At 60.7% G+C, this 22,508-nt stretch carries 18 protein-coding genes; 6 read left to right on the plus strand and 12 right to left on the minus strand.

The features are described from left to right. Window positions 1-89: 89 nt before the first annotated feature. The 4 genes from PMI23_RS05970 to hflK (PMI23_RS05985) are packed head-to-tail and all read right to left on the minus strand — an operon-like array spanning window position 90 to window position 6,044. Window positions 90-1,997, minus strand: a complete 1,908-nt coding sequence (locus tag PMI23_RS05970) for a heavy metal translocating P-type ATPase (protein WP_007912026.1) — start codon at window positions 1,995-1,997, stop codon at window positions 90-92. Further along, a complete protein-coding gene (gene hflK, locus PMI23_RS05975) occupies window positions 1,994-3,043 on the minus strand; it encodes a protease modulator HflK (RefSeq protein WP_007912025.1) in 1,050 nt (349 codons plus the stop codon). Before hflK (PMI23_RS05975) ends, PMI23_RS05970 begins: the two co-directional genes overlap by 4 nt. After that, complete coding sequence (gene hflC, locus PMI23_RS05980; RefSeq protein ID WP_007912024.1) at window positions 3,040-4,086, minus strand: protease modulator HflC; 1,047 nt, start codon at window positions 4,084-4,086, stop codon at window positions 3,040-3,042. The genes hflK (PMI23_RS05975) and hflC overlap by 4 nt, the downstream gene beginning before the upstream one ends. Continuing rightward, complete coding sequence (hflK, locus tag PMI23_RS05985; RefSeq protein WP_007949692.1) at window positions 4,083-6,044, minus strand: protease modulator HflK; 1,962 nt, start codon at window positions 6,042-6,044, stop codon at window positions 4,083-4,085. Before hflK (PMI23_RS05985) ends, hflC begins: the two co-directional genes overlap by 4 nt. A 211-nt stretch (window positions 6,045-6,255) precedes the next feature. Here hflK (PMI23_RS05985) and lpdA point away from each other — a divergent pair, with 211 nt between their 5' ends. Continuing rightward, on the plus strand, window positions 6,256-7,656 hold the full coding sequence (gene lpdA, locus PMI23_RS05990; protein ID WP_007912015.1) for a dihydrolipoyl dehydrogenase: 1,401 nt from the start codon (window positions 6,256-6,258) through the stop codon (window positions 7,654-7,656). A gap of 131 nt (window positions 7,657-7,787) precedes the next feature. On the opposite strand, the gene PMI23_RS05995 is transcribed toward lpdA, so the two are convergent. Beyond that, window positions 7,788-8,261, minus strand: a complete 474-nt coding sequence (locus PMI23_RS05995) for an Lrp/AsnC family transcriptional regulator (protein ID WP_007912013.1) — start codon at window positions 8,259-8,261, stop codon at window positions 7,788-7,790. A gap of 144 nt (window positions 8,262-8,405) precedes the next feature. On the opposite strand from PMI23_RS05995, the gene PMI23_RS06000 reads away from it, so the two are divergent. Further along, a complete protein-coding gene (locus PMI23_RS06000) occupies window positions 8,406-9,035 on the plus strand; it encodes a LysE family translocator (RefSeq protein ID WP_007912011.1) in 630 nt (209 codons plus the stop codon). Here PMI23_RS06000 and PMI23_RS06005 read toward each other — a convergent pair. The 7 genes from PMI23_RS06005 to PMI23_RS06035 all read right to left on the minus strand — a co-directional run bounded on the left by PMI23_RS06005 (window position 9,032) and on the right by PMI23_RS06035 (window position 18,261). Beyond that, window positions 9,032-11,170 (minus strand): hypothetical protein, encoded by a 2,139-nt coding sequence (locus PMI23_RS06005; RefSeq protein WP_007912009.1) that lies wholly within the window; start codon window positions 11,168-11,170, stop codon window positions 9,032-9,034. The two genes, PMI23_RS06000 and PMI23_RS06005, sit on opposite strands and share 4 nt — an antisense overlap. After that, window positions 11,157-12,341 (minus strand): DUF3142 domain-containing protein, encoded by a 1,185-nt coding sequence (locus tag PMI23_RS06010; protein WP_007912008.1) that lies wholly within the window; start codon window positions 12,339-12,341, stop codon window positions 11,157-11,159. Before PMI23_RS06010 ends, PMI23_RS06005 begins: the two co-directional genes overlap by 14 nt. A 137-nt stretch (window positions 12,342-12,478) precedes the next feature. Then, window positions 12,479-13,318, minus strand: coding sequence for a class I SAM-dependent methyltransferase (locus tag PMI23_RS06015; RefSeq protein WP_007912007.1), 840 nt, complete (start codon window positions 13,316-13,318; stop codon window positions 12,479-12,481). Further along, window positions 13,312-14,466, minus strand: a complete 1,155-nt coding sequence (locus PMI23_RS06020) for an acyltransferase family protein (RefSeq protein ID WP_007912006.1) — start codon at window positions 14,464-14,466, stop codon at window positions 13,312-13,314. Before PMI23_RS06020 ends, PMI23_RS06015 begins: the two co-directional genes overlap by 7 nt. Beyond that, window positions 14,463-15,338 carry a class I SAM-dependent methyltransferase gene (locus tag PMI23_RS06025; protein WP_007912005.1) on the minus strand — a complete coding sequence of 292 codons (876 nt, stop codon included), beginning with the start codon at window positions 15,336-15,338 and terminating at the stop codon, window positions 14,463-14,465. Before PMI23_RS06025 ends, PMI23_RS06020 begins: the two co-directional genes overlap by 4 nt. Next, window positions 15,335-16,639 (minus strand): glycosyltransferase, encoded by a 1,305-nt coding sequence (locus PMI23_RS06030; protein ID WP_007912004.1) that lies wholly within the window; start codon window positions 16,637-16,639, stop codon window positions 15,335-15,337. The genes PMI23_RS06025 and PMI23_RS06030 overlap by 4 nt, the downstream gene beginning before the upstream one ends. Beyond that, complete coding sequence (locus PMI23_RS06035) at window positions 16,633-18,261, minus strand: glycosyltransferase (protein WP_007911997.1); 1,629 nt, start codon at window positions 18,259-18,261, stop codon at window positions 16,633-16,635. The genes PMI23_RS06030 and PMI23_RS06035 overlap by 7 nt, the downstream gene beginning before the upstream one ends. A 427-nt stretch (window positions 18,262-18,688) precedes the next feature. Here PMI23_RS06035 and PMI23_RS06040 point away from each other — a divergent pair, with 427 nt between their 5' ends. The 4 genes from PMI23_RS06040 to PMI23_RS06055 all read left to right on the plus strand — a co-directional run. Beyond that, window positions 18,689-19,603, plus strand: a complete 915-nt coding sequence (locus PMI23_RS06040; protein ID WP_007911984.1) for a GDP-mannose 4,6-dehydratase — start codon at window positions 18,689-18,691, stop codon at window positions 19,601-19,603. Then, complete coding sequence (gene gmd, locus PMI23_RS06045; protein ID WP_007911982.1) at window positions 19,600-20,571, plus strand: GDP-mannose 4,6-dehydratase; 972 nt, start codon at window positions 19,600-19,602, stop codon at window positions 20,569-20,571. The genes PMI23_RS06040 and gmd overlap by 4 nt, the downstream gene beginning before the upstream one ends. Window positions 20,572-20,574: 3 nt before the next feature. Next, window positions 20,575-22,017, plus strand: a complete 1,443-nt coding sequence (locus PMI23_RS06050; RefSeq protein ID WP_007911980.1) for a mannose-1-phosphate guanylyltransferase/mannose-6-phosphate isomerase — start codon at window positions 20,575-20,577, stop codon at window positions 22,015-22,017. Beyond that, window positions 22,018-22,508: ABC transporter permease (locus PMI23_RS06055; RefSeq protein ID WP_007949693.1), on the plus strand; the 491-nt coding region annotated here is incomplete at its 3' end.

Below are 22,508 nucleotides of genomic sequence, written 5' to 3' on the forward strand. Positions count from 1 at the left end.
TCAGGGGTGTCGGCTGGAAGGTTGTTCAGTCCCGACATAGCACTAGAGAGAGCGCCCCCGACGGCGTTACAGAGGATCGAAAAATAATTTCAAAGGTCTTTCTGGAGCTTGAGCAACGGCTCCTGAAAGCGCAGCAAATGCCCGGCATTACCGAGGACCAGCAGCGTGCTGAGGTTGTGCAGCAGCGCGGCAATCATCGCCCCGGCGGCACCCAGCCAGCCGAATGCAGCGAACACGACGATGGCCAGCGTCCAACCCAGACCGATGATCACGTTGACCTGCAACGTCCGGCGGCACTGGCGGCTGAGGCGCACGCAGGTGCCGAGTCGGCGCAGGTCGCTGCCGATCAAGACAATATCCGCCGAGGCCAGCGCGATGTCGGCGCCACCCGCGCCCATTGCCACACCGACCACGCCTGCCTTGAGCGCGAGGGAGTCATTAATGCCGTCACCGACCACCATCGGCCGGAAACCATTGTCGATTTCCTTGAGCACGCGATTGAGTTTGTCCTCGGGCAAGGCCTGGGCTTGGACCTCATGCAAACCGACCTCCTTGGCGAGCGACTGGGCCACGCTTTGACGATCGCCGGTCAGCAGCAATTGCCGTCCGAGCCCCAATTCACGCAATTCGTCGAGGGCGAAACGGGCCTCCGGTTTAACCGTGTCGGCGAGCAACAGCCAAGCGAGGAATTCCCCGTTCAATGCCAGCCCGGCGATGGGGCCATCGTGATCGGGGACCGTTGTCGTGGTGATGCCCAGTTGCGCGAACAATTCTGGCCGACCGAGCGCCGCTTCGCCCTGCCCGGTCATGGCGACCACACCAAGGCCCTGACGCTCGTGAATATCACTCAACGTTAGACATTGATCCTGACTGACCAACCCTGCAAGCGCACGACTGACCGGGTGACTGCTCGCCGCGCCGAGGCTGGCGGCAAGCGCCAGGACCACAGACGACTCTGCTTGCGGACTGTTGATCGACTGCAAGCGTAATGTGCCGTAAGTCAGTGTCCCGGTTTTATCGACGACCAGCGATGTCAGGTCAGCCAGTTCTTCGAGGAACGCCGAACTGCGAATCAAAATCCCGTGACGCGCTGCCACCGCGACACCGGCAATCGCCGTCGCCGGAGCGGACAACACCAACGCGCACGGACACGCTGCCACCAACACCGCAAGCATCGCTTGCGCATCGTTGGTGACGAACCAGGTCACCGCTGCCAGCAACAACACCAGCACCATGTAGCTGCCGGCGTAACGTTCGAGCAAACGGGTGATCGGTGGCTTCGAGCGCTCGGCGTTCTGCATCAGCGCGATGACCTTGCCGAGGGTCGACTCGTCGCCAGTGCGGGTCACTTCAATGCGCAGCAGGCCATCGAGATTGATCGCGCCGCCGAACACCGTCATGCCGACAGCCGCCTCGACGGGCACTGATTCGCCGGTAATCGAAGCCGTATCCAGACTGGCCTGGCCGGACAAAACCCGACCGTCCGCCGGCACCCGATCACCGGCGCGCACCTCAACGGTGTCGCCGGATTTCAGCGTGCCGTTGTCCACTTCGATGATCGAACCATCCGCCAGAAGCTTGCGTGCGTGACTGCGCGTCAGTTGGCCAAGCGCATGAATCGCTTCCTGCGAACCGATCACGCTGCGCTCCTCCAGCACATGGCCGAAGATCATGATGATCGGCAGCAGCGCCGCTGTCAGCAGATCGCCGGTGGCCCATGCACCGAGCATGGCCAGGGCAATCAGTTGATCGGTGATGCCGTGCAAGCTTGGATAGCGCAGGCTGTACCACGCCGAACGCATCACCGGGACGGCGACTAATAAAGAAGCAAAACCAAGCAACAACTGACTGACGCCGGTTTGCTCCGGCACCAGCCAACGCCAGATCAAACCCAGCCCCAGAAGACCCAACGCCAGCATCGCCAATGTCAGTTGGCGTGCGGCGCGGCGTTGTTCGGCCGAGGACAACAGGCTCGGTGCAGCGGTCGTCGCAGTCATTTACTGGCTCCCTGAATGATCAGACGGGAATCGTCTTTCGGGTCGACCGTGGTGACCGATCCGGCCTGACCGAGAATCTTCGGCATGCGCTCGCGGTACAGGCGCAGAAGCATTTGCGGGTCGGTGCTGCTGGCCAGACTCGACACCGTGGCAGTGTCAGCCGTGGCTTTGGCCAAGCGTTCACCGGCCTGCGCGTGAGCCACTTGTAGCGCCCGATCGGCTTGTTCGTTGGAGGTCTGGGTGAGCTTTTCGGCATCGGTACGTGCGTTGGCCACAGCTTTGTCGGCTTGCTGACTGGCCGTCAGCACCGCGTTGAATGCACTGACAGCCGGATCCGGCAGACTCGACTGCACATCGACCCGCGCCACTTCGATCCCGATACCCTGCCCGCTCGCCTTCAACTCAGCCAGACGCTTGTTGATGCCTTGGACCAAATCACCGCGCAATCGCTCACGTCGTTCGGCAGCCTGATTGTCAGCGCCGATCAATTCCGGACGCGCGACCAGAATGGTGTCCAGATCCCTGGCGGCAGTCAGTGCCACGGCACTGCGAGTGACCAATCGATCCAGCGCCGGCAACACATGATCGGCCTGCAAGACAAAGTCGTAAGGGTCGGTGACTTTGTAGAACACCCGCACATCCAGCTGCACCACGCCGGCGTCACCGGTCAATAAATAACCAGAGCCGGCCAGAGCATCGCTGAGTGGTGTAGCGAAGGAAGCGACTCGATCAGCCTTGAGTGCCTCATCGCTGCGCAACAGGTTTTCCACCCGACGCTCGATCACCCGATCCGCGGCCGGCAACAAAACCACCTGTTCGAACGGCTGCGGCCAAGCCAACAACAGCCCCGCGTTCTGCACGCGATCCAGTGCACCAAAGTGCAAAACCACCGCACGATTCTGCGGATCGATCTGTCGCACATTGGAAAACGCCCAAGCCAATGCGGCCAACACCGTCACCGCATACAGGGCGAGAAATGCCAAACGACCAGCCTGAATCCACGGGCTGTTCAGCGAATGTGTTCCACGTGGAACTTCTTCGCTCATGGCTGCGATCCGGATTTACTGTCGAGTGTTGGCGGGCCATCGATCAGCACGCGAAATGGCGCCGCGTCAGTGCGCAAGATCAGTTTGGTGTCTGGCGTAACGATGGTGCCAAGGGTGTCCAGCGAGCGCAGCAAGTTGTACAGCTGCGGCGAACTGGCGTACGCACGGCCGTAAATCTGCGCGGCTTCAACGCGAGATTGTGCTTCGATTTCTGCAGCTTTCACGGTGGCGTCGGCCTGCACAATTCGCGCATCGCGTTCGGCAGCAGAGCGGATTTGCGCAGCCTCACGCTTGCCGATCGCGGTACGTTCGGTAGCGATTGTTTCACGCTCGGCGCGCATGCGATCGACAGTTGCGGTAAGGGTCACAGAAGGCAAAGTCAAACGCTCGATGCCGACTTGCACAACGCGCACGCCATAGGTGGCGAGCAATTGCTGATCGATCTGCTGACGCAATTGCGCTTCGAATTCAGCGATATGCACCTGACTGGCATCAGTGTTCACCAGGTTCGCCAGATCGAAACTGCTGGCTGTGGTTTCCAGCGCCGAGCCCACGAAGGTGCGAATCTGCCGCGCCGCCTCATCCGGCTGATTCTGTACCGCGCGCATGAAGCGCTGCACATTGTCCGGATCACCCTGCACCTGCCACGCCACGTAGGCCTGCACGATGATGCGCAAACCGTCGCGGGTACCAACATCCTGCAAGCCGCTGGAGGTGGTGCGCAGACGCAGATCCACCGGGATCGCCGCTTCGAACGGCGCCGGCCAACGCCAGCTCAAACCCGGATCAAGCAGCACCCGCGATGGATTGCCGAAGCGGGTAATCACCGTGGCTTCACCCGAGCGCACTTGCACCAGGCTCGCTGCTGCGATGGCGAACGCAACCAGCAACACCGCCCAGCTCATGCGTCGCCACGGGAAAGGCCCCGCCTCTTCCGGCGCACCGTGATGATGGTGATGATGCCCGTGATTATGGTGATGTCCGCCGTGGCCATGATCGTGGCCGCTGTGATCATGCGGTTCGTGAGTGTGCGACTGGCTCAATGGGCGACTCCTGGTTGAGCGGTGTTGCGCGCGGGCGACGGGTCAGCCGGCAGCGTGAAAGTACGCAGATCGATGGTCGGCGGATTGCTGCTGCCACCCAGACGATGGTCGATTACCAGCAATTTGGCTTTACTCAGGCCTTGGCTGAGCTGACCGAGATATTGCTCAAGCACGAAAGCCTGACCAGAACTGGCATAGGCTTTTTGTTCGGCGCTGAATTTCAGATCCGCCGCCTGCGCCGTAGCACGGGTTTCGCGCGCGTTGGCGCTGGCCTGATCGCGAGCGAGGCTGGCCTGCAATTGCGCCTGATTGCTCGCTTCGGCCGCAGCGCCACGCTCGCGGGAGATCAACGCCTGCGCGCCGATCTGCGCCGCTTGCACGCTGTGGTAGGCATTGGCGGCACCGGCCGGCGGGTGAATGGCTTCGACGACTGTGGCGAGAATCTCCACGCCGCTGTTGAGTTGCTGCAGATCACTTTGCACCGCGCGACCGATCTCCTCGCCCAGTCCGACCCGATCTTCACCGAGCAAACCGTCGAGTGTGCGCGAGGCAAAGTCATGCACCAGAATCCGGCTGGCCGTGCTGCGAATCAGCGTCGGCACATCGGCACTGTTGTAGGTCGCGGCCAGCGCCGCCTGATCAGTCAGGCCTATGCGATAAACGAAGCGCACGTCCATGTTGACGATCTGAAAGCTCTGTTGAGCGCCACGGCTGCTGGCGATGACTTGCGACTTGTCATTGACGTGGCTGGCGTCCCACAAGCGGTTGGCTGTCATCGGCGCAGGGCCTTCGGCAGGATCGGCTTGCAGCGGCGCCGGATTCTCGCCAACGCTGGTGGCCAATTCGTGCACCACACCGTTCTCGACGATCAGCACGCGCCCCAGCGGCCACGGCAAACCCGTGTGCAATCCTGGGCCGAACACCTGCACCGGTTTGCCGAAGCGCTCATAGATGCCACGGCCCTGCAGCGGGATTTCATGAATGCCGGTGAGCAGCCAACCCACCGCTGCGACGAGCGCCAGCACTGGCAGAAACGCTCGGCGCATGAAACTGAACGCCCAGATCTGGCGCAGATCGATGCCAAAACGGTTGTGCAATTCGTGCTGCAACGCGAGAAAAGGCTGGGGTGGCCAACGCAGCATGTCGGTAACAAAACTGCGCGCCAGTAACCTTGGCTCAAGCTGTTCGCGACGTGGGCTAAAAACTGAAAGAACGGCGCGCAATAGCCACTCGATCGCGACCAATCCTGGCAAGATACCTATCAGTACAGACACGCGAACTGGCCACACGGCATTCTCGCCAGCGAACAACAAACACAGCGCGCCGAGCACCAGAGTGATGATCGCCACGCGCGTCAGTTGCGCCAATGAACCTGCTTCCGGCCATTGCGCAGGATTCTCCTGAGCCAGTTGTCGCTCAAGCACCAACAAGCCGAACGTCAGCAGTAATGACAGCGCTGCGCCCACAGTGGCGGACAATCCAACGGCTGCGGCGGGCAGCGCCAGGTTCCACACCTGTTCGATACTCAGCGCCACCAGCAACGCCCAGCCAGCCAACCACAGCGTCGCAGCACCGATCAGGCCAAGTGCATGCAAACCCCGCTGGCTGAGGCGATCCAGCAGGCGCTCGTACCACCCTTGCGGCGCAGAGCGTTCATCTTCGGCAATCGGCGTCAGCACAACAGGATTGATCACCCGCGCGCGCCATTGCGTCACCCACCACGCAGATTGCAGCCCGGCGACCAACACCAGCAGCGCCGCGCTCTGATTGACCAGCAGCGGCAGCCACAATGACTGCGGTGCAAACAGCCCGACGAAAAACGCCAACACCCAGCCCGCCCCGGCCAATCCACCGAGGGCAAACGCCCAACGCCGCAGTCGCCTGCCCTGCGTGGCCGCCTGCTGAAAACGCGGCAGTCCGGTCACTTGCGTGCCATCCACCTCCAGATCAACTTGCATATCACCCCAATATCATTGGCTCACGGTTCATATCGTTACGATATAACGAAAAGCGTGAAATATTCGTACACAATTACGCGTATTCAAAGACGCCCAACCTGTCGCTTGCCTGAAGCCTTGACCGAAAAGCCTCGAAACGCACATATTACGTTCGTAATTTTTATTCAGAACTACTTTTAGCGATCCGCATCCATCCAACAGGAGCAAGCGCATGAGCAACTATGACGTAGTGATTCTGGGCGGCGGCCCCGGGGGTTATAACGCAGCGATCCGCGCCGGCCAGTTGGGCCTCAAGGCCGCTTGCGTGGAAGGTCGTGCGACGCTGGGCGGCACTTGCCTGAACGTCGGTTGCATGCCGTCCAAAGCCCTGTTGCATGCCTCGGAGCTGTACGAAGCGGCGATAGGTGCGGAATTCGCCAACCTCGGCATCGAGGTCAAACCGACGTTGAATCTCGCGCAGATGATGAAACAGAAAGACGAGAGCGTGGCGGGCCTGACCAAAGGCATCGAGTTTCTCTTTCGCAAAAACAAAGTCGAGTGGATCAAGGGCTGGGGCCACATCGACGGCCCGGGCAAAGTCACGGTGACCGACGCTCAAGGCAATAAAGTCGAGCTGACCGCCAAGGACATCATCATCGCCACCGGCTCCGAGCCCACTCCCCTGCCCGGCGTCGAGATCGATAACAAACGCATCCTCGACTCAACCGGCGCGCTGTCTCTGAGTGAAGTGCCCAAGCATTTGGTGGTGATTGGTGCCGGGGTGATCGGCCTGGAACTGGGTTCAGTCTGGCGACGCCTGGGCGCGCAGGTCACCGTGGTCGAATACCTCGACCGCATCTGCCCCGGCGTCGATGGCGAGGCCGGCAAAACCCTGCAACGCTCACTGGGCAAACAGGGCATCGCGTTCAAGCTGAGTTCGAAAGTCACCAGCGCCATCTCTTCCGCCAACGGCGTGCAACTCAGCGTCGAGCCGGCCGCTGGCGGTACGGCCGAGTTGCTTGAAGCCGATTACGTGCTGGTCGCTATCGGTCGTCGTCCGTATACCCAAGGCCTCGGACTGGAGAACGTCGGCCTGAGCACTGACAAGCGCGGCATGCTCGCCAACAAACAGCACCGCACCGAAGCCGCCGGGGTCTGGGTGATCGGCGACGTGACCTCCGGGCCGATGCTCGCGCACAAGGCTGAAGATGAAGCGATGGCGTGTGTCGAGCAGATCCATGGCAAGGCTGGCGAGGTCAATTACGACCTGATCCCCAACGTGATCTATACCAGACCGGAACTGGCCAGCGTCGGCAAGACTGAAGAACAACTCAAGGCCGAGGGCCGTGCCTATAAGGTCGGCAAGTTTCCCTTCACCGCCAACAGCCGGGCGAAGATCAACCATGAGACCGAGGGTTTCGCCAAAGTCCTCGCGGATGAACGCACCGATGAAGTCCTCGGCGTGCACCTGGTCGGCCCGAGCGTCAGTGAAATGATTGGCGAGTTTTGTGTGGCGATGGAGTTCAGTGCCTCGGCGGAAGACATTGCGTTGACGTGCCATCCGCATCCAACGCGGTCAGAGGCGTTGCGTCAGGCGGCGATGAATGTCGAGGGGCTGGCGACGCAGATGTAGGGTTCTGAAATCCAGGTGGCTGAAACACCGCTTTCGCGAGCAGGCTCGCTCCCACAATTGACCGTGTACCTTCCGAAGGACTGCGGTCGAATGTGGGAGCGAGCTGCTCGCGAATGGGGGCCCACCCGTTCTTAAGCGGGAAGATGCCCCAGCGGCAACGCCCCCGGCGTCTTCACCGTGTGAATGGCAAAGTTGCTGCGAATGTCGCTCACCCCCGGCAGCTTCAACAGGCAGCCACTGAGAAAGCGGTCATACGCGCGTAAATCCGGCACCACCACTTGCAGCAAAAAGTCCGATTCCCCCGACACCAGAAACGCGGAAATCACTTCCGGCAACGCTGTCACCGCGCGGTAGAACGCCTCGGCCTGCTCATCGTTGTGGCGCTCGACCTTGACCCCGACAAACACCGTCAGCCCCAGCCCGACTTCATCGCGATCAAGATTGGCCTGATAACCGCGAATCACCCCGGCCTCCTCGAGCATCCGCACCCGGCGCAGACACGGTGAGGCCGACAGGCCTATTTCATCCGCCAGCTCGACATTGCTCAGGCGTCCGTTGCGTTGCAGCGCCGCGAGAATCTTGCGATCGAAGGCGTCGAGTTTCATGTTTGGCAGATCCCGATAGTCATGCAATGGAAAACCAGCAGATTATGCCAATCAAGAAGGTTTTTGAAGCTGACTTCGCAAGCACCTGCCCCACCCTTCAGCTCTAGACTTGGCGCACCGAATCGACAACGAAAGGGCGGCAACATGGCGAGTCTCTGGCTGTTTTTCCTGGCATTGGCGGTGATCTATCTGTTACCCGGCCCGGACATGATCCTGCTTCTGCAAACCGGTGCGCGACAGGGACGCGGCGCGGCACTGGCCACCGCTATCGGCCTGGGCGTTGCTCGCGGTTGCCACGTGGCGCTGGCGGCGTTGGGGCTGGCCGCGCTGTTCAAGGCTGCACCGTGGACATTCGAGGTCGTGCGTTTGGCGGGGGCGGCGTATCTGTTGTGGATCGGCATTCAATGCCTGCGCAGCACTCTGCTGCCGAACCTGAATGCGGGTGAGGCTGGTGACGTACACGGGCAATGGCGCGAAGCCGTTCGACGCGGTTTGCTGACCAACCTGCTCAACCCAAAAGCGCTGCTGTTCTGCTCGGTGCTGCTGCCGCAGTTCATCGTCAATGACGGCGCACCGGTATTGAGCCAGTTCGCCGTGCTCGGCATGTTGCTGGTTGGCGTCGGTCTGCTGTTCGACAGCGCCTACGCCCTCACCGGCGCCGCATTGGGTCGTTGGCTGCAACACAGTCCAACCGCCCAACGCGTACAACAATGGCTGTTCGGCAGCCTGCTGATCGGTTTCGCCATACGCCTGACCTTCGTCCAGCAGGCTTAGCTTTTGCGGACCTTGCGCTGGCGACGGGTGATCAGCAGCAATGCCGCAGCGCTGACCAGCACAACCACGCCGATCTGCACCGGCCACTTGTACGGCCGCAGCGATGAACGCACGGCATCCGTGACCTGAGTGACGTAACGCTTGTCAGCGTTTTCGAAATCCGGGTACGGGCACTGATTGCCGAAGTCGACCGCCCACGGGACGAACGGACCTTCCTTGATGTAACGCTGATACAGCGCGCTCTGATCTTCCAGGCTGCTGTTCCAGCCGGCCGCGTTGCACAGCACGGCGGCGAATGCCTGACTGGTGTGCGGCAGGTTGTCAGCGGCGCGCCCGGCCAGTTCGGTGGCGACGAAACGGTAGTGATAGCGCTGATCCGGTTTCGCTTCGCTGGCGGCCTGACGTTGCACTTCGGCCTCGCTCACCAGCGGGCCGACTTTCAGCTCCGTGCTTTCCAGACTGTAGTTGCCACCGAACGTGGCGTAGTCCGGCGCCATCTCATAACCGAGAATATCCATGCCCCATTCACGCGCTGTCCACGCGGCGTTATACAGCGCACTGGCGCGCTTGGTCGGCCACCACAACGCATCGGCCTTCAGCCGTTGTTCGCCGTAGAGGCGAGCCTTGTTTTGCAGGTCGGGATTGTCGAAATAAGCGACCGCGTCGGCGTAATGCCCTTCGCGCAGCAAACGCCGGCCGAGCAGGTTGCGCAGGCTGGCGGCGACCGGCAGCGGCACGTAGTTATCACGCTGCTGTTGAGTCAGCGCGGGCGGAGCCGGGACGTTATCGTCGACGTACTTTTTCAGCTCATCGACGGTCAGTACGCGCTCGGCCACGGTCGCGGCATCGAACCAATAGACACTGTTGCTGCGATACAACTGCACGAATGCCTGCAGGTACTCGCCACGTTGCAACGCGAGAATCGCGCTTTCGCCCTCGACCCGGCATTTCGGCTGAACCGCTTCAAACGCCCAGTCCGGCGTACGGCGATAACCCCAGTCTTCGCTCTGCGGGAAGGCTTGCGCGGCTTTCGAATAGGCTGCGGCTGCGGCGTTTTTGTCACCGTCACGCACCGCCAGTTTGGCCCGCAGCCACCACGCCAGGCCGCCGTCGCCGGCGTTCTCGAGAAAGGCCTTGGCACCGGCGTAATCACCCTGTTGATAACTCATCGCCGCCAGACGATCCGCGTTTTCGAGGCTGCCGCGGGTGCTGTTTTGCAGCAGTTTCACCAGTTTTTTCTCGTTCGGCGGCTCATCGCCAAACGACCAGCCTTGACGGCTCACCAGCGATGCCGTGACCAGTTGCTGCACGGATTTGTGCTGCAGCAAATCGGCGAGTTCGGCCTCGGGCAACTCCGCCAGTTCATTCATCAATTGCTTGAGCGAGGTGTAACCCACAGCCGAGCCGTGCAGATTCTGTGCTTCATACAATTCGATGGCGCCGCTCCAGTCGCCCGCCGTGCGCAATGCCCGCGCCTCTTCACCGAGGCTGGCAACGCCCAACTCCAGCGGATCGCTGAAACCGTCGATGCTCAGTTGCCGGGCTTGGCGGAACGCATCACGCGATTGCTCCAGCGCCTCGACCGCATCCCCGCCTTCGCTGCTCATGGCAAACCATGTGCGGCCCAGCGAGTACGCGGCCCAGGTACTGCGCAGCGGACGCTGGTCCGCCGGCAACGCCAGCAGCTTGTCGAAATAGGCGCCGGCGAGTTGATGATCGCCAGTGGCAAACGCCACTGCACCAGCCACGTACAAGCGGATTTCCGCCGGCAGGCCGGCGCCCTGCGCCTCGACCTGACGCGCATCGGTCAGGCCGCGCAGTTGTTTGACCAACGCTTGCTGCTCGGGGCTCAGTCCGGCCTGCTCGGCTTTCTCCCGTGCCTCGGCGGCCGCGTTTTCCTCACCGTACATATCGTTCGGATTGTGCGTTGCAGCGGTGACGTTCTTCAGCCCGGCGATGGCTTTGCCGAGCCGACTGAGTTCGAAGTTGAAGTTGCCCTCAGGCAGATCCGCCAGGGTTTGCCCGCGATTATCGAGCAGGCGCATCGGGAAATCCGGTCCGCAGGCCAGCACCGAACTCAATGGCAAACAGAGGCTCAGACAGAGCAGATGGCGGGGCCAGTTACGGGTCAACATGCGAACCTCCTTGATCAATATTGGCGCAACGCGCCCAACCGATGACGCGCTGCCCACCCGCCGGCAAGCGGCCGTCGCGCAGGCGGGTGAAGGTAAGCAGATCCGGGCTTTGTTGCAACGAGTAACCGGCGAGCGCATCGGCGCCTTCACAGTTTTTCGCCTTGAGAATGATCCGCGCAGGCCAGGCACTGTCGAGGTTGCCGGGATTGTCGAGTTTGATGTCGTAGAGGCCGTCGAACTCGCTCAGCGTCACGCCGAGCTGACTGTTCAGTTGATCACCCCGTGCGACCGCCGCAAGGGTGGTCAGACTCCAGGCGCGGCGGTCAGTGGCCAGCGGCAGGCGGAACCAGATCAGACCGGCCAGATGCGCCGGTGGGTCTTCGCGCAAGGCCTTGCCAAGTTGGCGCAATTGCTGCGGATCTGCGAGCAATTCCTGGCGCTCACCGCCCCGCTCAAGTTGTACTTCGCTTTCCACCACCGGCGCCCCGCCATCATCCGGCAACAGCGCCACACCGTAAGCCGGCAGCGCGAGAAAAAAAGGTTTGTCGGTAATCCGCGCCCAGGCCTTGGCCCACTTCAACGCCTGATCAGGATCGAACAGACCCCGACGCGGATCGCTGACGGCGTGGACTTGCAGCACGCTGCTGTCGACGGTTTGCAGGAGTGTTGGCAATTGCGCACTGTCGAGCCAGGCCGGAAGTGCCGTGATGCTCAAAGGCAGAGACGTCGGCAATGCCGAGCGCAAATGTTCGAGGAATTCAGCGTAGGCCGGCAAACGTGCGTTACCGGCATCGTGATCAATCTCGACGCCGCTCAATACAAGACCTTGCGCCTGCCAATCGGCAAGCACCTGCAGAATCTGCGTGGTGAGCTGATCTTGATCCAGCGCCTTCAACTGCCCATCGAGACGAATCACTGCGATCAAAGGACGGCCGTCGGCTATCAATAACGGCGCATCGATCCGGGCCCGACTCCATCCGGCATTTGGAAAGGCTTGCAGCGCCAGCACGCGCAGCGTCGAGAAATCCTGGCGACTGTCACGCAGCGCTACCGCGTGGGCCGGCGTCCATTGGCGTTGCCAGATGTAGAGTTGTTGGTCGAGAGGGCGCGCGTCGTGTTGCTCGCAACCCGCGATAACGATGCCCAAAAACAGACCCACAATAAACCGCATACCTTCCAGCCCCCTGACACCACAAGGCTGCAAGGTTACACAAAACCCCTGTAGGAGCTGTCGAGTAAAACGAGGCTGCGATCTTTTGATCTTGTTTTTCAGGATCAAAATCAAAAGATCGCAGCGTGCCGCAGCTCCTACACGGGTGCGGCGGGTTTGCGGGCAATGATGACTTGGCTTTTCGCAACCACCGCGTCCAGCGCCTGTTTGATCTGCGCACCACGCGGCGAGTCCAGCACCGCTTGCCAGGTCTCGGCCCAGTGATTGAGCAGCGGATGATCCGGGTTGCTGAAATCGACCTTGGCTTCCCAGAACAACAGCATCCACATCGACCAGTAAAAGCCGTACTGACTATGGCTGACGATCTCCAGCCCGGCCTCGCTGACCAGCGCCTTGAACTGCTCTTCGCTGATGATGCGAATGTGATTGGGCTTCTGGAAGTACTGGGGCGCGGCAATATCTTTTTGCAGGTCTTCAGAACTCGGGTGCGGCACGCTCAACAGGTACAAGGCGCCCGGTTTGCCGACACGCACCAGTTCGGCGAGGAACTGTGCCGGATCGTCGACATGCTCGATGACTTCGGTGGAGACCACGCGCGTTGCAGTGCCGTCGGCGATCGGCAACGGATTGCAATCGGTGACGTGACATTCGATGTCCCGTGCCGGCGTATCGCTCAGGCGCTGACGAGTCGCTTCGACCTTGGCCCCGTCGATGTCGGCGATGATGATCTTCGCCCCGCGCATGCCGCAAAAATGCACGTTGCCGCCATCACCGCAGCCGACATCAAGCAGCGTGTCCTCGGCAGACACCACGAAACCTTTGAACAGCTCGTTGGTTTCCTGGTTGAACCAGCCACTGAGCTTGGCATCGTACAAGCCGAGCATGTACGGATCGACCTTGCTGGCGACCGGCTCCACTGCCTGCGCGGGGACCGGTGCTGGCGTCGCCGCCGTGAGTTTCTTCAGTAGGCTCAGCATGAGGTGGCTCCAGAGGACGGGACGGTGGATCGGGACGTACCGAGGCGGCGCACGAGCGCGGCACCACGGTTGCGCATGGGCATTTCGACCCAGCGGTAATTGAGTTCGCTGAGCAACACGATCAGGCCGAAAGCGATCAGCAGCGTCAGCACCGGGTGGCCGGCAGGGCTGGGCAGACCGGCGCTCTGCAAGCGAAAGATCAGTTCACGCACCAATTGATAAGCGGGTATGTGAATCAGGTAGATGCCATAGGACCGGCTACCGATCCACCCCAGCAGCCGCTGCATCGCGCCAGCGGGCATCAGGTAATTGCGGTTGTACGATGCGATCCACACCAGTATTGCGCTCAGTACGGCAATTGAACCGATACGGTACCAGGCGAACGTGAAGCGATCGGTGGCCATGAAACTCAACAGCGCGCCGATCAGCATCAATGCCGAAATTCCGACCCATGGCCGAGCGAGAAAATTCGGCCGCCAACGTTGATAACTCGGCTGCGCACTCCACATTGCCAGCAATACACCGAGGGCCAGCGCATCAGTACGCACCACCATCAACAACGGCGTGCGCAGGGTGAAAATCTGCACCGCGACCAGCGCCAGCAATGCCCAGACCAGATGTTTGCGACAGAGCATAATCAGCAGCGGGAACAGCAGGTAGAACTGCTCCTCCAGCGACAGGCTCCAGTAGACGAAACTGCTGCCGTACTCGTAGCGAAAGAAGCTGTCAGCAAACCGGAAGTTGGCGTACTGCAACACCCCGGCCAACGTTGCTTGCAGGTTGGCCGACAACGTACCGAACGCCCCCGAACGATTGAGAAACACGCACGCCAGCAACATCAGCGCCAGCCATAACCAGGCCGACGGCAGTAACCGAAAAACCCGGCGAAGCCAGAAATTGCGCGTCTGCTGCCAATACTCCTGGCGGGTTGTACAGCCTTGCAGCGCCGGGATCAGGCTTCGGGCAATAACAAAACCGGAGATGGCGAAAAACAGATCAACGCCCCACCACGGCTGCGCCCAGGCATGGATCTTTTCCAGCGACGGCACGACATCGGTAAACAGACTGCCCTGCAAGTGATGGAACAACACGCCCAATACGGCAATTGCGCGCAGCACTTCAATGTCCATGATCCGCTTGCTGCTCATGGTGACTCCCCCACACCCGATGGCTTGCGGGCGATGATCACCTGGCTCTTGGGCATGAAGCGGTCAAGCGTCTGCTTGATCGCCAGCCCGCCCGGCTGAGCGAGCAGGTCCTGCCAGGTCTTGGCCCAGTTCTCCATCAACGGCATGAAGGGCTCCTGAATCCGGTCACGCACCGCACCGCCCGGATCACGCCCTGCAGCCCGTTCGCCGGCCCAGAAAAAAATCATGCCCATCACCCAGAAAAATCCGCTGGCCTGGCGATGTTCGATCACCAGGCCAGCCTCTTCTACCAGCGCAGCGAAGCGCTCCGGGGTGAAAATCTGCACATGATTGGGAGACTGATAGTAACTGTCCGGGGCGATGCCTTTTTGCAAGTGTTCGCCCACCGGTGCCGGCACGCTGAACAGATACTGTGCACCTGGGCGCCCCATGCGCACCAGTTCGGCCATGAACGGTTGGGGCTGATCGATGTGCTCCAGCACCTCCATGCACACCACTTTACTGGCGCAGCCGTCAGCCAGTGGCAACGGCAGGCTATTGCTGACCAGCCCAAGATGGGCTTTGTCGCTTTGTGCTTCGACCTGCCGTGAGAGCTCACGCACCTTGGCGTGTTCGCTGTCGGTAAAAATCACCGAAGCGCCCTGACGCACGGCAAACAGTGTCGCCACGCCTTCGCCACAACCGACATCCAGCAACGTATCGTCAGCGCTGATCGCAAAGCCCTTGAGCAACTCGCCGCTGTCATTCAAGAACCAACCGTCGAGCACGGCGTCATGTAAACCGACGTCGCGAGGCGACACCTTGGCCAACGGTGCCGACAGCGGTTGCGCGGCACGCGCCGGACGCCATCGTGCGAGCAGACGCCGGATCATGCGACCGTAACTGGCGCAGGCAACGTTCCGCGGGCTTGCAGTGGCTGCGCAAAAAAATCGCGCAATCTCTGCTCGGTGCTGGCCTGGCTACAGAATCGCTGCAGACTGCGAATCGCCTCGGCGGACATCCCGGCGTAACGCTGCTCATCGGTTTTTGCCACGTCATAACTGGCGCGATACGCCAGACACAGCGAATCCCAGTCGGTGATGTAACGCATCGTGCGATAGGCCGCACGCGGGTCATGCGGCCAGGCGGTGAGCTCTTCGGTGAAGTCGACGATAAATGCATTATCGCTGCTCACATAATCGGCCATCGCGGTGTTCAACGGCGCAATCGCCGGTTTGCCGCAGGACATGAACTCCATCAACGGCAGGCACTGTCCTTCACCGTAAGAACTGTTGACCACGTAGCTGGTGGCCTGCACCAGTGCTTCGTAATCGGCATCCGCCAGATAGCCATGGATCAGCACGATCCGGCACTGATACGACTGGTTCTTGTACAAGTGATGCAGCATGTCGGTCAGCGCATCGGCGATGTCATGGTGGGTCAGTTTGAGCACCAGGGTCACATCGCTGATGTCGCGAAACGTCGTGCAGAACGCGCTGACCATATCCTGCCAATTCTTGCGGCCGTCGTAAGGGTTGAACACCGAGGTGTAGACCACGCCTTCGAGCTGCAATTGGCAATCCTCTGGCGGTCCTGCGAAGGACATCGGCGTGCCTTCGCGCAATCGCGGTGGGCCATACGGCCGCAAGTCCGTGCGACGACTGTCGATCAGCAATCCACGCAGGTTCAGCGTCACAAGGTCAACCACCGGACGCTTGGCCAATTGCTCGCCGCGAGCGGCAAAGCGATCCCACACAGGAGCCGGGATCGCGCAGATCGGATAGTCCGCCCCCATCACGTCGCGCACCGCGTTCACCGTGAATGTCGAATGCGTAATCGCCCGGCCACACGCCTGCAACACCACACGCCAATCGTGACGGGATTCGCCCTGCCAGCTTTCAGTCGGGATGGTGCTGAATTCCCAGGCGAACACCGGGATGGTCGGGCATGCGTAATGGATGGGCGTGCGATGCGGCGGCGAGAACGACAGGAAGACGCAATCCTCGCCCCGGCTCAAGCAGTCGAAATACAAACGATCCACTAACTCGTCAGGGTTGCTGACTTCAATCACCTGACCGATTCGTTCGAGAACGGGGCGAAACTCCTTGAGCACGAAGTAATAGCTGTACTCCGGCCGGCCGAGGTTCTGCTGGATATTGCTCTTGTTGGTTTCCGAATGAATGATGATCAGCATGAGGCCGCTCCGGTCTCGACCGCCAACGAAGTCATTTCGCTATTGGCCCTCAGACCGAAAAACGCCTCCGCGCGCTGCTGCACGGGCGTAAAACCGCAGTATTCACGCATCCGCTCAGCAGCGGCAGCGGCCATCGCCTGGTAAGCCTCTGGATGGTTCTTGGCCATGGCGTAGCTGTCCTCGTAGGCGGTTTTCAACGATCCCCAGTCGGGACGATGGCGCAGCGTGCGATAGAGAATGCGCGGATCCTCCGGCCAGATGGTCGGTTCGCGGCTGGACTTGACGATGAAAGCAACGCGTTCGTCGATGTAGTCACCCATCGCGGTGTGGTTCGGCGCAATCACCGGGCGGGCACACGACATGAACTCCATCAACGGCAGGCACAACCCTTCGCAGCGCGACGCATTGACGTAGAAACTCGCAGCGCCATACAGCCGGGCAAATTCTTCCTCTTCCAGATAGCCATGCATGACCACCACGCGACAGGCGAATGGCGACAGCTGCGAGAGCAACGTAATGAGATGAACGTAATAGCTCGACAGATCGTTTTGGGTGATTTTCAGCACCAGCGTCGCGTCGTCGACATCACGCATAGCCCAGCAGAACGCAGTGATCAGGTGATGCCAGTTCTTGCGCCCGTCCTCGGGGTTGAACACGCTGACGTAAACCACGCCGCTGACGTCGATCTGTACGTGCTGACTGGTGTCGGGGAGCGAAGCTTGCGGGTGCTCAGCCAACACCGGCATTTCACTCACAGCTGGAGCCGGCGTTATTGCCTCGACAATGGGATCAGGCAACTCGCGGTGTTCCTCGCGGACCGAGCCCGGCAGCAAATCACTGACGGCTTCGCGATACCACTGCAACAGGTTGTGCTTGAGCAGAAACAGCGGTCGATGTTCGGAGGCCACCGTGACAGCTCTGTAGCCCGCGATCAGGTAATGCTTGGTGATGAAAGCACGCCGGCGCAGGGTCAGTGCCGGAGGAGGTTCCGCGATCGGCTCCGGCACGGGCTCGATCACTTGCGGTGTTTGCAGTTCCGGCTCGCGGAGTATCGGTGCGATCAAGCCATCGGCCGACAGCCCCAGAGCACGGCTGTCGATGATGCAGCCCTTAATCTGCAGCGTGGTGCCGGGGTTTACCGGGACACTTGGACAATCTCGCCGCACCTGAGCGAAACGCTCCCACAGTGGCGTGGGCAATACCAGCACGGGGAAATCTTCACCCAGACTGCGACGGATGGCCTGCGCGGTGTGGGTGGACAACGTAATCACCCGGCCATGGCGGGCCAGTGTCTGGCGCCAGTCCTGGCGCACATCGTCGCCAGCGTATTCGGTGGGGATCGAGTCATATTCCCAGGCAATCACGCAGACCATCGGGCACTGCAGGCCGATCGGGGTTTTATGTGGCGGTGCAAACGAAAGAAACAGGCATTCCTGATCGGCCTGGCGCAATTGCAGATACAGCGGATCGACGTCGTCAGTCGACGTGACCACATGCACGCGACCAAGGCTTTCCAGCACCGGGCGATAAGCCTTGAGCACGAAGTAGTAGCTGTATTCGGGACGCCCGAGACTTTGGCTGATGGAGCGGTCGTTGACGTCCGAGTAAAGAATGAAATTCATGGCATCCCACGATGAAGCAGCCGTCCCGGCAACCTCATGCTATGACGACCCGGCGTTGGATCAAGCCGCAATAACGCAGCTAGTCCATCATCTTCAGGCACGTCTTCGTTCTTGTTTTAGTGGTCAGTTTCACCCTGGTCGCGCCACGCCCACGGTGGACCTGGGGGAATGGCGACGAGGGCCATTCTAAACACATCCATCAAGGATCCGGGAACCGCCCGACGAGAATAAATCGGACTACGCTGACGAGAACTGACCGGTCACGGTTTGGCCTGTTGAAATTGCTGCGCAATTGGCACAGATTGATAACAAACAACTACAACAACTGACTTCGCCCGTCTCTCACCCGGTTTTTCCTCCGGTCTGACAGACCTCTCCTTAAAGCCTGTGAGAAAGTGGCGCAAGTTCAAGACCAAGGGGTCGCTGTTTGAAAAAGCGTCTGTTCGTCACGGGTCTCAGTGGATTCGTGGGACAACATATTCAATCGCGTCTGGCATTGCCTGATTCGCCGTGGGAGCTGCTGCCTGCCGCCTCGCCCTACGACCTCACGAATGCTGACAGCCTCCGTGATCTGTGGCCGCAGATGCCCGACGCGGTAATTCATCTGGCCGGGCAGACCTTCGTCCCGGAAGCGTTCCGTGATCCGGCGCGTACCTTCGACATCAATCTTTTCGGCACCCTCAATCTGCTGCAGGCGCTCAAGGCGCGGGGCTTTGCCGGCACCTTCCTCTACGTCAGCTCCGGCGATGTCTACGGTCAAGTCGGCGAGAGCGATCTGCCGATCAGCGAGCAACAGTCGCCCTGCCCGCGCAATCCTTACGCGGTGAGCAAACTCTCGGCGGAGTTTCTCAGCCTGCAATGGGGCCTGAGTGAAGGCTGGCCGGTGTTGGTAGCGCGTCCGTTCAACCACATCGGCAGCGGCCAGAAAGAAAGCTTTGTCATCGCCAGTGCCGCCCGCCAGATAAGTCGCATCAAACAGGGCCTTCAAGCGCCGCAACTGGAGGTTGGCGACATCGATGTGACGCGAGATTTCCTCGATGTCGGCGATGTGATATCGGCCTACTTCGCGCTGCTGGAAAAAGGCACGTCAGGACAGGTCTACAACATCTGCTCGGGCCGCGAGCAAAGCATTCGCAGCCTGATCGAGCAGCTCGGCGATCTCGCCGAAGTCGACATGCAACTGGTTCAAGACCCTGCGCGCATGCGGCGTGCCGATCAGCGTCGCGTTTGTGGCAGCCATAACCGGCTGACCCAGACCACAGGATGGACGCCTGAAATCACAACACAACAATCCCTGCGGGCGATCCTGTCCGACTGGGAGACGCGAGTACGACAAGAATGACAAAAAGTGCATTGATCACAGGCATCACCGGCCAGGACGGCGCGTATCTGGCCAAGCTGTTGCTCGACAAGGGCTACAAGGTTCACGGCTTCGTCGCACGGCGCAGCAGCGATTCGCGCTGGCGTCTGCGCGAGATGGGGGTCGAAGCCGACATCGTCTATCTGGACGGGGACATGGCCGATGCCTGTTCGGTACAGCGTGCAGTCATTCAATCGGCGCCGGACGAGGTCTATAACCTCGCCGCGCAGAGCTTTGTCGCCGCGTCGTGGAATCAACCGGTGACGACTGGCATCGTCGATGGTCTGGGCGTTACCCACCTGCTCGAAGCGATCCGCCAGTTCAGCCCGCATACCCGGTTTTATCAGGCATCGACCAGCGAAATGTTCGGTCTGATCCAGGCTGAACAGCAGGATGAAAACACGCCGTTCTACCCCCGCAGCCCGTACGGCGTGGCCAAACTGTATGGCCACTGGATCACCGTCAACTACCGCGAAAGTTTCAACCTGCACGCCAGCAGCGGCATCCTCTTCAATCACGAATCACCGCTGCGCGGCATCGAATTCGTGACGCGCAAAGTCACCGATGCCGCGGCGCGCATCAAACAGGGCAAACAGCACGAACTGGCCCTGGGCAACATCGACGCCAAGCGCGATTGGGGCTTTGCCGGTGACTACGTCGAAGCCATGTGGCTGATGCTGCAACAGGACAAACCCGACGATTTTGTTGTCGCCACTGGCGTCACCACCACGGTGCGTGAAATGTGCCGCATCGCCTTCGATCACGTCGGCCTCAACTACCGCGACTACGTGAAGATCGACCCGGCGTTTTTCCGCCCGGCCGAAGTTGAAGTGCTGCTCGGCAATCCAGCCAAGGCTCAGCGTGTGCTGGGCTGGAAGCCGAAAACCGACCTGGATACCTTGATCCGCATGATGATGGATGCGGACATGAAACGCGTCGCCAAGGAGTAGGCCATGCTGATTCCCGTGATTCTGTCCGGCGGTGCCGGCACTCGTTTGTGGCCGGTGTCCCGCGAGGGCCATCCCAAGCCGTTCATGACCCTGCCCGACGGCCAGTCGCTGCTGGGCAAGACCTACCAGCGTGCCGCCGCGTTGCTGGACGGTTGGGGCGACATTGTCACGGTGACTAACCGCGAGTACTACTTCCAGAGCAAGGATCACTATTGCGCCGCCCATGTCTCGCGTCATCGCGGGCATTTCCTGCTGGAGCCGACCGGCCGCAACACTGCCCCGGCCATCGCTGCTGCCGCGTTGTCGCTGCAAGCGCTGCACGGTGACGACGCGATCATGGTGGTGATGCCGGCCGACCATTTGATCGTCAATCAGGACGCGCTGAAAAGTGCCGTCGAACACGCGGTCAATCTGGCGAAGGACGGTTATCTGGTGACCTTCGGTGTGACGCCGACCGCCCCGGAAACCGGCTTCGGCTACATCGAGACTGGCGCGCCACTCGACGCCAGAGGCGCTGCGAAAGTGCAGCGTTTCGTCGAGAAACCCGACCTGCAAACCGCCACGCATTATCTGGAAAGCGGCAACTTCCTGTGGAACTCAGGGATGTTCTGCTTCACCACCGCAAGTGTGCTGGCCGAGTTGCAACTGCATGCGCCGCAGTTGCTGGAACAGACCCGTGCCTGCATGGCGGCTAGCGCCCCGCTGGAAACTGTCGGCTGCCTGCAACAGGAACTGTCGCCAGCGCTGTTCGCCGAGATCACCGACATCTCCATCGACTACGCGTTGATGGAGCGCTCGGAAAAAGTCGTCGTGGTACCCGCCGGGTTCGACTGGAGCGATATCGGTTCCTGGGGCGCCGTCGCGGCTCTGGTACCGGCCGATGCCGATAACAATCGTGCCAGCGGCGAAGCGATTTTCATCGACAGCCACAATAACTTCGTTCAAAGCGAAGGTCGGCTGGTGGCTGCCGTCGGCGTGGACAACCTGATCGTCATCGACACCGCCGACGCCGTACTGGTCGCTCACGCTGATCGTGCGCAGGACGTGCGACGAGTGGCCAAGCAGCTCAAGGACAAATCCCACGAAGCCTACCGTCTGCACCGCACGGTGAGTCGGCCATGGGGCACCTACACCGTGCTCGAGGAGGGCCCGCGCTTCAAGATCAAGCGCATTGTGGTCAAGCCCGGCGGCAAGCTGTCTCTGCAAATGCACCATCACCGTAACGAACACTGGGTGGTCGTCGAAGGCATGGCCAAGGTTACCAACAATGGTACCGGTACCCACTTGGTGGCGAAAAACGAATCGACGTTCATCGCTGCCGGCCACCGCCATCGCCTGGAAAACCCCGGGGTGATCGATCTGGTGATCATCGAAGTACAAAGCGGCGAATACCTGGGAGAGGACGACATCGTCCGCTTCGAAGACCAATACGGCAGGACGGTTTGAATGCTGCTTTCCCTTTACCGCTCAATGCGCAGTTATCGCGGATTCATCCTCGGTAGCGTCAAGCGGGAGTTTCAATCACGTTATCGCAACTCGTTGTTCGGCGCGCTGTGGACTGTACTCAACCCGTTGTCGATGATTGTTGTGTACACGGTGATCTTTTCCCAGATCATGCGCGCCCGTCTGCCGGGCGTGGACGATGGCTTGGCCTACAGCGTCTATCTCTGCGCCGGCCTGCTGACGTGGGGTCTGTTCGCGGAAATCACCACGCGCAGCCAGAGCATGTTTCTGGAAAACGCCAACCTGCTGAAGAAAATCAGCTTCCCGCGCATTTGCCTGCCGGTGATTACCCTGCTCAACGCCGGTATCAATTTTGCGATCATTCTCGGGCTGTTCTTCGGCTTTCTGCTGATCAGCGGCCGCCTGCCCGGCATGGCCCTGCTGGCGCTGATACCGCTGTTGATCGTGCAAGTGATCTTTGCCGCGGGGCTGGG

The sequence above is a fragment of the Pseudomonas sp. GM24 genome, assembly GCF_000282235.1.
GTDB lineage: Bacteria > Pseudomonadota > Gammaproteobacteria > Pseudomonadales > Pseudomonadaceae > Aquipseudomonas.

Coding starts and splice junctions, on each gene's coding strand:
- PMI23_RS05970 (WP_007912026.1), bottom strand. CDS start 1,997: ATGACTGCGACGACCGCTGCACCGAGCCTGTTGTCCTCGGCCGAACAA.
- hflK (WP_007912025.1), bottom strand. CDS start 3,043: ATGAGCGAAGAAGTTCCACGTGGAACACATTCGCTGAACAGCCCGTGG.
- hflK (WP_007949692.1), bottom strand. CDS start 6,044: ATGCAAGTTGATCTGGAGGTGGATGGCACGCAAGTGACCGGACTGCCG.
- lpdA (WP_007912015.1), top strand. CDS start 6,256: ATGAGCAACTATGACGTAGTGATTCTGGGCGGCGGCCCCGGGGGTTAT.
- PMI23_RS05995 (WP_007912013.1), bottom strand. CDS start 8,261: ATGAAACTCGACGCCTTCGATCGCAAGATTCTCGCGGCGCTGCAACGC.
- PMI23_RS06000 (WP_007912011.1), top strand. CDS start 8,406: ATGGCGAGTCTCTGGCTGTTTTTCCTGGCATTGGCGGTGATCTATCTG.
- PMI23_RS06005 (WP_007912009.1), bottom strand. CDS start 11,170: ATGTTGACCCGTAACTGGCCCCGCCATCTGCTCTGTCTGAGCCTCTGT.
- PMI23_RS06010 (WP_007912008.1), bottom strand. CDS start 12,341: ATGCGGTTTATTGTGGGTCTGTTTTTGGGCATCGTTATCGCGGGTTGC.
- PMI23_RS06015 (WP_007912007.1), bottom strand. CDS start 13,318: ATGCTGAGCCTACTGAAGAAACTCACGGCGGCGACGCCAGCACCGGTC.
- PMI23_RS06020 (WP_007912006.1), bottom strand. CDS start 14,466: ATGAGCAGCAAGCGGATCATGGACATTGAAGTGCTGCGCGCAATTGCC.
- PMI23_RS06025 (WP_007912005.1), bottom strand. CDS start 15,338: ATGATCCGGCGTCTGCTCGCACGATGGCGTCCGGCGCGTGCCGCGCAA.
- PMI23_RS06030 (WP_007912004.1), bottom strand. CDS start 16,639: ATGCTGATCATCATTCATTCGGAAACCAACAAGAGCAATATCCAGCAG.
- PMI23_RS06035 (WP_007911997.1), bottom strand. CDS start 18,261: ATGAATTTCATTCTTTACTCGGACGTCAACGACCGCTCCATCAGCCAA.
- gmd (WP_007911982.1), top strand. CDS start 19,600: ATGACAAAAAGTGCATTGATCACAGGCATCACCGGCCAGGACGGCGCG.
- PMI23_RS06050 (WP_007911980.1), top strand. CDS start 20,575: ATGCTGATTCCCGTGATTCTGTCCGGCGGTGCCGGCACTCGTTTGTGG.